Here is a 9,899-nt window from a genome sequence, read left to right on the forward strand (position 1 = left end):
CTTGTCGAGCCAGAGGGTGACGTCGGAGAAGAAGACCGCTTTGCCTGGCCCGTCGTTCGGGTCGCGGGCCAGGCCGGTCGCGAGATCGAGCGCGATGCCGGCGCCCTTGCTGACGAGGTGGCGGGGAATCATCGCCGGGGCGACAGCCACCGCGCACTCACCCCAGCCATCTTGGGTCTGCTCCGGCCAGGGCAGTCCCAGTACGAGCCAGCCGTCCGGTGCCAGCAGCTTGTTGCTCACCGTGTTCTTCCCCCTCGGTAGTGAATGGTCCGCATCCGATCTTTCCGCCCCGGCCCGGCAGCGGACAAGACGTCCTCCGGCCGCCGGCCCGCGCGTCGGCTACCGGCGGCGGCCGAACAGGCCGCGGTTCTTCTCCGCCTCCGCTTCGGCCGCCTCCCGGGCTGCGGCTTCCTGTACCTGGAGCCGTGCGGTTTTCTCCGCCCTCACCTGTTCATGGTGTTCGTCCAGGCACGGCTCGCACGGCTCATCCCCCTCGCTGTGCCAAGAGGACTGCCGGATCGACTGCCAGCGGTCGTCGGTGAACTTCGCTCCACAGCGGGTGCAAACCGGCCGCTGCGCCTCCCGCTGCGCGGCCTCACGCTCTTCCTTGCGGCGGTGGGCCTCCTTCCGCTGCACCGTGTACAGCCGATCGCCGTCGGGGTTGTCCAGTGCCTCGCGCAGCGTCTGCCACTCATCCTCATCGCGCCCGAGCCTGCGCCACACCTTCCCCGCCGCCCCATCCGGATCGGCCGTGATCCGCTCCAGCTCTGTGACGACCACGGGCACCGCCTGGTGGTAATCGACGGCCGTGATGCCCGAGGCCCGGCCCGAGTACGGCTCCCCGGCGAAGTAGCGGCGGGCGGCCTCCTCCAGGCGCCGGATCCGGCTCTCCCGCTGCGCCTTCGTCTTCCCGGTGAACACGAACGCCACCGGCACGTAGCCCTCGTGGCTGGTCGCCGGGTAGATCCGCGACCACAGCCGGAAGTCGTGCACCCTCGCTCCCCCGTAGGAGCGGGCCGCCCTCTCGTGGTCCTTGTCGGCCTTCGGCGCCAGGAACTCGAACCACTCGCTGTAGCGGCGCACCTTGGCCACCAAGACGTCGACGGGCTCGGTGACCCGGTCGACCTCCAGCAGCATCACGGGCACGTCGGCGTCCGGGGCCCGCATCGTCAGGTCGGCGTACTGGGTGTAGCCGTAGGGGAGCTTGTGACCGATCTCGGTCTGCCAGGAGAGCGGTGTGCCGAACCCGGCCCCGGTGAGGACCGCGGCGGTCATCGTGACGGCGGCCGCGTGTTCGTCGAAGCCCTCGCCGGTGACCGGCTCACCGTCGTCGCCCTCGAGCTTGCGCAGCACGGAGACCCGGACGTTCCCAGGCAGCAGCTGCTTGGCTTCCTTGTGCCCTCGCTCGGTGAGCACCCACAGCTGATGGTTCGACTCCAGCCGTGTCTCCACACGGACCTTCCCGTCCTCCTTGAGGGCGTTGAGGGTGTCCCTCGTGCACCGGTTGTGCCGGTCTCCGGGCCGCAGCATGCGCCACAGGTGTTCGGCGGTAGCCCTCTGGAAGATCCCGAGAGCCTTCAGCACTTCCTTCTTTCGGGTGTGGGTTGGCTTCCATGTCTGCTTCGAAGACTTAAGCCAGCAGGATCGTCACCAGCCGCAAACGGCGGTGATCAATCCTTGGATTGTGATCTTCCTGGGCTGGGCGGCTCGTACACTGACGAAAATGGAGGACCACACAGCCACCGGGATCGGTGCACGTCCGGCGCCCGTCTTGCGCCAGTACGTCGACTCGTATGTCGGCTTCGACCTCCGCGGACTCCCGACGGGGGTGCACTGCGGCCCGCCGAGCCGCGCGCTCACCGCGGTGATCAGCCTGTCAGATCCTTTGGAGGTGGCGGCGGGCGTTGACGACGGGTCACCGGTCACCCGATTCGGCAGCGTGGCCGGCGGTCTGATGTGCCGGTCCGTCGCGATTCACCACGACGGACGCCAGCAAGGTGTTCAGGTATCGCTGACACCGCTCGGGGCCCGGGCCATCTACGGCATGCCGTCCGCCGAGCTCGCCCACCGACTGGTCCCACTTGACGAGCTTCTCGGAGCGCTTGCCGTCGAGCTGGTCGACCGGCTCCGATCGGCGACAACATGGGCGGCACGGTTCACCGCGCTGGACGAATTGCTCCTCCGAGCTGTCGGCCGTGGCGCCTGCGGCGACCATGTGCGCTGGGTGCGCCCCGAGGTAGCCGAGGCGTGGCGCCGCCTCGTCGCCGCGCGGGGTTGCGTCCAGGTTGGTGCGGTCGCCGCGGAGCTCGGCTGGAGCCGTCGGTACCTCACCGAGCGGTTTCGCGGTGAGGTGGGCCTGTCGCCGAAGACCTTCGCCCGAGTCTTGCGCTTCGAGCACGCGCACGAACTGGCGGCGGCGCAGGACCCGCTCCCGTGGGGCGATGTGGCAGCCGTCTCTGGCTACGCCGACCAGGCCCATCTCGTTCGGGACTGGCGCGAGTTCACGGGCCGATCGCCGACGGCCTGGCGTCGCAGCGAAGTCCTCCTCGGAGCCGGGTAGCCGCCAACCGTCTGCCCTTCGCGTCGGCTTCTCTTCCCTTTTCTTCAAGACCGCCCGATCGCTGTCGTGGACGATCGTCGGCATGAGACTCGTCAACCACGAACGCAATGCCATGGACCTGCGGACCACCCCCGTGCACCTCGGACTGGGATCGAGAGCGAAACCCGTCGAGGGCTTCACCTGGGACCCGGAGGTGCTCCAGGGCTACAGCGCCGCGGTCGCGGCAGACGGCGCCGAGGGCCGGATGGTGATGATCTTCGACGGCGACGGGCTCGGCGACCATTGGGAGAGCCACCCTGCAGGCGACGAACTGGTCGTTTGCCTCAGCGGGTCCGTGACGGTCACCCGCGACGTGGACGGGGTGCCCGACCGCGTTCTGCTCGGGCCGGGCGAGGCCACCATCAACCCGGCCGGGGTATGGCACGTGGTCGACATGGAGGGGCCGACGTCCATCCTGGCCATCACTGCGACCCTCGGCACCGACCACCGTCCTCGGACCGACACCCGCCCGACCGAACGCGTCGGCACGCCCAGCCCGGAGGAAGCGCCGTGACGACACGCATCGCGTGCCTCGGCGACAGCCTCACCCGCGCGCAGTTCAGCGTCGACTACCTGGATCTTCTCGGACGACGCCACCCTCCCGGTGACGTGCGGCTTGCCCGTTTCGGCGCCAACGGCGACTTCGCCTACAACCTCTTGCAGCGCCTCGATGCTGTCGTCACGAACCCACCCGATGTGATCACCGTGTTGATCGGTACCAACGACGCCCGAGCGAGCCTTGCCGGCTACCCCGTCGAGCAGGCCATGAAGCGCAAACAGCTCCCCGATCGCCCGTCGGCCGGCTGGTTCCAACAGTGCCTGGAAGCCGTCGTCGCACGGCTGCGAGCGGAGACCGACGCGACGATCGGTCTGCTGTCGCTACCGGTACTCGGCCAACAACTCGACGGAGCAGCGGCACAGGCATCGCAGGCGTACAGCCGGATGATCGCCGAGGTCGCCGCCACCAACGAGGTGGCCTACCTTCCGCTCCACGAACGCCAGATCGAGGAACTGCGCCAAGCGGACCCGCCGCCGATTTCATACCGGGAGGTGACGCCCGCAGCGGTCGTCGGCCTCCTCGTCCAGCACGCAGTGCTGCGCCGCAGCCTCGACACGATCTCGCGGCGGCGAGGTCTCGTGCTCACGACCGACCACATCCACCAGAACAGCCGCGGCGCCACCCTTATCGCTGAGGTCATCGACGCCGGTCTGCTGACCCAGAGCGCGTAGCTGGTTCCGGCGCCCGGCCAGTCGGATGCCATCTACCGCGCGGAGGTGGCATCCAATCCAGGCGGTCAACGCCTACGACATCCGGCTCGTCCGGCTGCGTGACCACCGCGAGGGCACCTGGGTCACGGTCCCGTGGCGGCTGCTGTCGTCGACCGCGCCCCCGGCCTCGGGACTGGTGGGCTCGCATGTTGAGGTGTCGCGTATTTAATGTCTGCGGAGGAGTTCAGTCACTCAGCGTGTGCTTCGCTCTCTGATGCGGCTGCGATGTGGCGACTTGAGAAAGGGTGGCGCGCCCACGCCGTCCGCCCAGCCAGCCTCGCTGTCAGCGCTCTGTGTCATTATGCGGACGCGTCCCAGGGGAGCGGGCCGCGGTCTACTGATTGCCAGGGGGTCGGGGATGGGCGCGGGTAGGGAGCCGGACGGCTCGTCCAGGTCCGACGAGGAGTGGGAGCGGTTTCTGCGCGAGTCGGTGGCGGGTGCCGCCGACTCGCCCAAGGAGCCGTCGGCGCGGGCCGCGCGCGGAGCCCGGCCGCGACCTGGAGGGCTGGCGCAGCTACACGCCCGCGCGGCCCAAGCGGCGCACGGGCTGGTACGTGGTCGGACTGCTGGCCTCGCTGGTGCTGCTCGTGGTGGCGCTCACGCCGGGGCGGATAGTGAACCTGTTCGCCGGCGACGACCCTGACTCCCCGCCGCTGGCGGCCGAGACCGCCCGCCCGACCCGCAGTCCGGCTGCCGTTCGGGCAGCCACGCAGCGTACGCGGTGACCAGGTGATCGTCCAGGTGGATACGGGTCGTCGTGAGGGGCAGTCCCCAGTCGCGCGGATCTGCGCCGGGGCGCAGGGAGCCGATCAGGTTGATGCCGTGGTCGACGGCGAGATTCCGGCAGTCGTCGCACGCCGCCATACACTCGATGAGTTCGCAGGGCATGGGGACCTCCTACCCTCGATCGGATGCCCCTCCCACGTCGCGGTGGCCGGAGAAAGGAAGTGGCCGTGGGCGGCGGCGTACTCCCTGGCGACGGCGAGCCCGTCCGTCCAGGCCGCGTCCTGCTCGGACCACACGATCCCGAGCATTTCGAGCTCGGCGACCCGCCCGGCTGTCAGAGCGTTCCTGGCCCGCGTGGCGTTCCGCCTGACGGGTCATCACTGTTCGTATGGATGACATTGCTTAGGGTGGAATGATTGTGGGGTGCGCGCCCACCCGCACACGATCAGGAGGAGATATGGCCGAGCGCCAGAACGGCACCGTGAAGTGGTTCAACGACGAGAAGGGCTACGGCTTCATCACCCCGGAGTCAGGTCCTGACCTCTTCGTTCACTTCCGTGCGATCGAAGGGAATGGGTTCAAGTCCCTGAAGGAAGGCCAAGCAGTCACCTTCGAGGCTGTCCAGGGGCAGAAGGGTATGCAGGCCGACAAAGTCCAGGCCGCGGGGTAGCAGATCCCTCTCCCCGGATGACGCCCCGCCCCCTTCCGGGCCCCGGTCCGAACCCGGGCTTCCAGCCCGAGACCGGGCACACCCGCTGCGCCCGCTGCACCGGTGTCCGCGTACTCCCGCAAGTGCTCCGCGGAGTACAGAGTTATGTGCACCAGTCTTGACGCGAAGGACAGTACAGGCGGTCGGCTGAGATGGGGCCGGGCTGGCAGGCTGCGCTTGTGGCCCTCAACATGCCTGGACGCCGGTTGGGCCGAAACCACCCCCGCGCAGACCAGGGAGGCTGCCGTTCTCCAGTACTGACGGCCTCGGAACCGGCCCCATCTCGCCCAACTCTGAACGCGGGGTCTGACAAGGACCGCTTGAACCAAGCTCATGCTGCGTCGTCTCGCTCTCGTTCGATCGCGGTAAGTCGGTTCTTGAGGCGGTAGCTTGGGCCGTTGATAGGAATGACTCCGCAGTGGTGGAGGAGGCGGTCGAGGATGGCCATGGCCAAGACCTCACCGCCGAACACCTGTCCCCATTCGCTTAAGGTCCTGCAGGACCAGCCTGCCGCCCAGGCACCGTGCCGGCCCGGATACGACGACGCACGACGTGGCCCCGCACCCAGTGCCGCAGCAACGGGTACATGTACCCGTATGGCACGTGAACAGATTCGGTGGCCCGCCGTCGTGGACCGCGCCCGCCAGATCGTGGAGGGCTACAAGGGCGGCGTCACGCTGCGCCAGGTCATGTGATCGGCGAGGCTGTCGTCGTCTGTTCCGGGAACCGTCTCATCGGAAGCCTGGTCCGGGTACTGCGGGCTTTCTGGGTGCCCGCTGTGCGAGCAGGGCCGTCCGGGCACACCATTGTGGGAAGCTCACGTCCGCCGCGCCCGAAGGCTGTCCGGGCTCGCCAAGTACCTTCTGGTGCAGGCGTGTTGGAATGCCTTTATGGTCACTTCCGCTGACGGAACCACGCGCCTGAGCCCGGACGAGTTCGCGCACCGCCTGCGTGCCGAGATCGAGCGGCTGAGAGACGAGGCGGCGCGCCAGAGGAAACTCGCCCACCGTCGGGCCGAGTTCTGGGCCAAGACGGACATCGCCCTCGGTTTCCCCGCGGCCCTGCTCGCGGGAGCGGCAGGAGCGGCAGGACTGGCCTCGGCGGACGTGCGCGTTCCCGCCGCCCTCGCCGCTCTGGCCTCTGCCGGGTTCGCGGCGGGAGCGGGCTTCCTGCGCAGCGACGCCAGGCGCCGCGCCAACAAACGCGCCCGGCACGCATGGGCCTCGGTCGAGGCCAGGGCCATGGTGGCACTGACCCAGGAGCACGTGACCCACGAGGACCTTGGCGACCTGCTGGAATGCCGCCAGGCTGCGCTGGCGGCCTACGACGGCGAGGAGCCCCAGCCTGGGTCGTCGTGATCCGCAGCCCTTCGGTTGCCGCCCCGTGTTGAAGAACTCGGAGTGGGCGACCTGGCAGACGTAGCCGCCCCCGCGTAGTCGCAGCCGAGCGACGGTGAAGGTCACCGGCAAGATCGGCTGCACCCATGGCGGGACACATCCGGTGGTGGATCACTGGGTATCTGCGGGACAGGGTCGTGGGATGCCGAGGTCGGTGACGGGCCTCTTGGCGAGGAGGGCGGCCTCGGCTTGCTTGGCGCGGAGGAAGGCCAGGGTCGAGTCGATGCCCTCGGTGTCGCCGAGCCAGTGGTCTTCCTGGGCCTGTTTGCGGCGCAGGAAGGAGGTCCTTCTCGATCTCCGGGCGTTGTCACGTTGGCTGACCGGCGTGGGTTGATCTTCGGGGAGGTCCTATCGGGGAGGGGACTGCTCGTGTCGTCCGTGTCGCCGTCGTACCGGGGGCACCGGTACCCCGTCGAGATCATCTCCTACTGCGTGTGGCTGTACCACCGGTTCCCGCTGTCGTTCCGGGAGGTCGAGGAACTGATGCTCGAGCGCGGCGTGGCCGTCTCCTACGAAACCGTCCGGCGGTGGTGCCTGAAGTTCGGTCAGGCCTACGCCAACGCGCTGCGTCGCCGGCGTCCCCGTCCCGGCGACAAATGGCACCTGGACGAGGTCTTCATCAAGATCAACGGTGAGCTGAAGTACCTGTGGCGCGCGGTGGACCAGGATGGCAACGTCCTGGACATCCTCGTGCAGAACAGACGCGACAAGGCCGCGGCCAGGCGTTTCTTCCGTAAACTCCTCAAGAAGACCCGCTCGGTGCCGCGGGTGGTGGTCACGGACAAGATCCGCAGTTACGGGGCCGCCCACCGCGAGGTGATGCCTTCCGTCGAGCACCGCTCCCACAAGGGCCTCAACAACGGGCCGAGAACTCCCACCAGCCGACCCGGCAACGAGAACGCGCCATGAAGGGCTTCCGCACCAAAGCACCCGGAGGCGGAGAAGCCGCCGGACGCTCACCGGTCGATCGAGGCAAACAGGGCCTCAAACGCTCCGGAATGACAGACGGTTACGGAATCCCGCTGGGCCGGGTCCTGGCCGGGCAAACTGCCATGACTCGCCACTGCTCGCCCCGACCCTGGACCTGGATGAGGGCTCCCGAACTGAAAGACGCCGCGACCGTGAGGAGCACCAAGAGCTTTGCTCAGTTCATGGCGAACAGGGTAGGGCTCAGGTCTGCCAGAGGAACGCTGCCGCTCCCCATCGCACCCCAGGTCGTTACCCACCGGTGCCCGGCCCGGTCCCGGAACGTGCACTTCTCGGCCTCCGCGATGGGTAGGATCACGCCGCACGCTGAGCGGGCGGGTCGAGCCGCGCCGCGCACGGCACAGACCGAAACATCGGGGGTGCACGGCATGAGTACGGACGGCAATGGTTACTGGGGTCCGACGGGCGGACCCGGACCCGGCCCCGGTGGACAGCCGGGCCCAGGTCCCGGCCATCAGCCCTACCCCGGGGCCGGACACCACCCGTACCCCGGCGGTCCCGCCGTGGGGCCCTACCCGCCGCAGCCCGCGCCCGTGCCGCCGCAGGGGTACCCGGGACATCCGCAGGGCTGGGGCCCGTACCCGCCACAGCCGCACGGCGGTGGCCCGCAGCCACCGTTCCCGCGCCCGCCCCGGCCGCCGCTGACGCGCAGGCAGCGGATCCTCAAGTGCGTCTACAACCCGTTCTACGCCGCCCAGCGGACCTTCCGCCCCTCGCGCCCGGGCGCCGTCGAGGACCTGACGGTGCGCAAGATCCAGATGTGGCGGACCGGGCTCGGCATCGCCGCCTGGCTCGTGCTGGTCATGTCGTACAAGCCGGTCGACACCGCCAAGGGCGTCGAGACCGTCGCTGGCGACAAGTTCGACCAGAGCTGGATCAGCACACTCGTCCTCGTGTGCGCCTTCCCGTTCGTGATCGCCCTGTTCGCGTTCGCGGCGCAGGGTGCGCTGCGCGGGCTCTACCTGCGTCGGTCCCTGAAGTCCTTCGGGTCGGTGGCGGCTCTGATGGGGTCCATGGCCACGTTCCCCCTCGCCGTCGCGCCCGATCCGGAGACCGCCGGCTTCCGTGACGCCATCGGGACCCCCGGCATGGTCGTCCTCATCACCCTCTGCGCGTGGTCGCTGGGCTTCGCCCTGTACGGGATCGCGCTCTGCCTCATGCACGTGTTCCGCACCGCCGACATCCACGAGGTGCTGCCGCCGATCCTCGCCACCTTGCTGGTGTGGGTGATGGCCGCCCTCGACGTGATCAACAACGAGAACGCCGAGGTTCCCGTCCTTGCCCAGATCGTGTTCCTGCTCGGCGCTCCGGTGTCGGTGACGGTGTTGTCGTGCTGGGAACTGTACCGGCTGCGGAAGTACCACAACCTGACCGTGCGACAGGCCCTCGGCCGCTAGGTCATCTCCGCGTCGTTAAGAGGTGGCGCGGATAGGGGTGCGGTCATGGTCGGCGGTTCGGGCGTTCGTCCCAGCGGTGAGTTATCCAGGCCCGCCGGATCAGGCTGCGCACGTGGTGATCGTGTCGGTGAGGTCGAAGAATGCGTCGACGACGGTGGCGCGCCGCTCGTAGCAGCGGGCGAGCCGGTGGAAGGCGTTCTGCCAGGCGTGGGTGCGTTCGACGTGCCAGCGCTGACTGGCCTGGATGGGTGCCTTCTCACCGATGTGCGCGATGCGGCCGTGGAGGCCGCGTTCGTTGAGGAGAGTGCGGGTCTTGTCCGAGTCGTAGCCGGCGTCCAGGTGCACGGTGACGTTGTCGGGCAACGGTCCAGGTCGTTCAGGCGGTCCAGGGTCGGGGCGAGCAGCGGGGAGTCGTGGCGGTTGGCGCCGGTCAGGACACGACCCAGTGGGATGCCGTATCCGTCCGTCATGCCCGAGCGTTTCAGTCCCTGTTTGCCGCGATCGACGGGGAACGCCCGGCCACTTCGCCGCCTCCGGGTGCCTTGGTGATGGAGCCGTCTACGGCGATCTGGTCGAGGACGAGACCGACGATCCGGTCGTAGGCGTCGAGCGCGATCTGAAATCGAGCCTCCACCTCACCCGGGGTGCCTCTGTGTCTTGTCAAGTCCCATGGTTAGGGAGTGACTTGGCTTTTCGCTCATCGGCGATCATGACGCGCCACACGTGGTCGGCCAGGCGGCGTTTCAGGCACCGCTTCGCTTCCTTCGGCGTCTTACCCTCGGAGAGTTCGCACTGGTAGTAGGCGTGTCCGGGTG

At 68.6% G+C, this 9,899-nt stretch carries 9 protein-coding genes and 4 pseudogenes; 9 read left to right on the forward strand and 4 right to left on the reverse strand.

Annotated features, from left to right (window positions below; all coding sequences use genetic code 11):
• Both IEZ15_RS42530 and IEZ15_RS42535 read right to left on the reverse strand, forming a co-directional pair.
• Positions 1-240 (reverse strand): hypothetical protein (locus IEZ15_RS42530; RefSeq protein WP_189282301.1); only part of this gene is annotated, 240 nt, incomplete at its 3' end.
• Positions 241-339: 99 nt separating this feature from the next.
• Complete coding sequence (locus IEZ15_RS42535; protein ID WP_229846550.1) at positions 340-1,584, reverse strand: replication-relaxation family protein; 1,245 nt, start codon at positions 1,582-1,584, stop codon at positions 340-342.
• A 139-nt stretch (positions 1,585-1,723) separates the two neighbouring features.
• Between IEZ15_RS42535 and IEZ15_RS42540 the strand changes: the two genes are divergently transcribed.
• The 5 genes from IEZ15_RS42540 to IEZ15_RS42560 all read left to right on the forward strand — a co-directional run bounded on the left by IEZ15_RS42540 (position 1,724) and on the right by IEZ15_RS42560 (position 5,264).
• On the forward strand, positions 1,724-2,560 hold the full coding sequence (locus IEZ15_RS42540; protein WP_189282302.1) for an AraC family transcriptional regulator: 837 nt from the start codon (positions 1,724-1,726) through the stop codon (positions 2,558-2,560).
• An 82-nt stretch (positions 2,561-2,642) separates the two neighbouring features.
• Positions 2,643-3,113, forward strand: a complete 471-nt coding sequence (locus tag IEZ15_RS42545) for a cupin domain-containing protein (RefSeq protein ID WP_189282303.1) — start codon at positions 2,643-2,645, stop codon at positions 3,111-3,113.
• On the forward strand, positions 3,110-3,829 hold the full coding sequence (locus IEZ15_RS42550) for an SGNH/GDSL hydrolase family protein (protein WP_189282304.1): 720 nt from the start codon (positions 3,110-3,112) through the stop codon (positions 3,827-3,829). Before IEZ15_RS42545 ends, IEZ15_RS42550 begins: the two co-directional genes overlap by 4 nt.
• 476 nt (positions 3,830-4,305) lie before the next feature.
• Complete coding sequence (locus tag IEZ15_RS42555; RefSeq protein WP_229846551.1) at positions 4,306-4,593, forward strand: hypothetical protein; 288 nt, start codon at positions 4,306-4,308, stop codon at positions 4,591-4,593.
• Positions 4,594-5,051: 458 nt separating this feature from the next.
• A complete protein-coding gene (locus IEZ15_RS42560) occupies positions 5,052-5,264 on the forward strand; it encodes a cold-shock protein (protein WP_189282305.1) in 213 nt (70 codons plus the stop codon).
• 370 nt (positions 5,265-5,634) lie between these two features.
• Here the strand turns inward: IEZ15_RS42560 and IEZ15_RS42565 are convergent.
• Positions 5,635-5,805: pseudogene (locus IEZ15_RS42565) on the reverse strand (ATP-binding protein); the annotation flags it as partial.
• 388 nt (positions 5,806-6,193) lie between these two features.
• On the opposite strand from IEZ15_RS42565, the gene IEZ15_RS42570 reads away from it, so the two are divergent.
• The 4 genes and pseudogenes from IEZ15_RS42570 to IEZ15_RS42580 all read left to right on the forward strand — a co-directional run bounded on the left by IEZ15_RS42570 (position 6,194) and on the right by IEZ15_RS42580 (position 9,084).
• Entirely contained in the window at positions 6,194-6,661 is a 468-nt protein-coding gene (locus tag IEZ15_RS42570; RefSeq protein WP_189282306.1) for a hypothetical protein, read from the forward strand.
• A gap of 408 nt (positions 6,662-7,069) precedes the next feature.
• Positions 7,070-7,623: pseudogene (locus tag IEZ15_RS42575) on the forward strand (IS6 family transposase); the annotation flags it as partial.
• Positions 7,612-7,784: pseudogene (locus tag IEZ15_RS46160) on the forward strand (IS5/IS1182 family transposase); the annotation flags it as partial. The pseudogenes IEZ15_RS42575 and IEZ15_RS46160, both read left to right, overlap by 12 nt.
• Before the next feature lie 271 nt (positions 7,785-8,055).
• Positions 8,056-9,084 carry a hypothetical protein gene (locus tag IEZ15_RS42580; protein ID WP_229846552.1) on the forward strand — a complete coding sequence of 343 codons (1,029 nt, stop codon included), beginning with the start codon at positions 8,056-8,058 and terminating at the stop codon, positions 9,082-9,084.
• Positions 9,085-9,127: 43 nt separating this feature from the next.
• Here the strand turns inward: IEZ15_RS42580 and IEZ15_RS42585 are convergent.
• A pseudogene (locus tag IEZ15_RS42585) lies at positions 9,128-9,703 on the reverse strand (transposase); the annotation flags it as partial.
• Between the last annotated feature and the right edge of the window lie 196 nt (positions 9,704-9,899).

Source organism: Streptomyces atratus, from assembly GCF_014648655.1.
GTDB classification, from domain to species: domain Bacteria; phylum Actinomycetota; class Actinomycetes; order Streptomycetales; family Streptomycetaceae; genus Streptomyces; species Streptomyces atratus.

Coding starts and splice junctions, on each gene's coding strand:
- IEZ15_RS42570 (WP_189282306.1), top strand. CDS start 6,194: ATGGTCACTTCCGCTGACGGAACCACGCGCCTGAGCCCGGACGAGTTC.
- IEZ15_RS42545 (WP_189282303.1), top strand. CDS start 2,643: ATGAGACTCGTCAACCACGAACGCAATGCCATGGACCTGCGGACCACC.
- IEZ15_RS42540 (WP_189282302.1), top strand. CDS start 1,724: ATGGAGGACCACACAGCCACCGGGATCGGTGCACGTCCGGCGCCCGTC.
- IEZ15_RS42580 (WP_229846552.1), top strand. CDS start 8,056: ATGAGTACGGACGGCAATGGTTACTGGGGTCCGACGGGCGGACCCGGA.
- IEZ15_RS42560 (WP_189282305.1), top strand. CDS start 5,052: ATGGCCGAGCGCCAGAACGGCACCGTGAAGTGGTTCAACGACGAGAAG.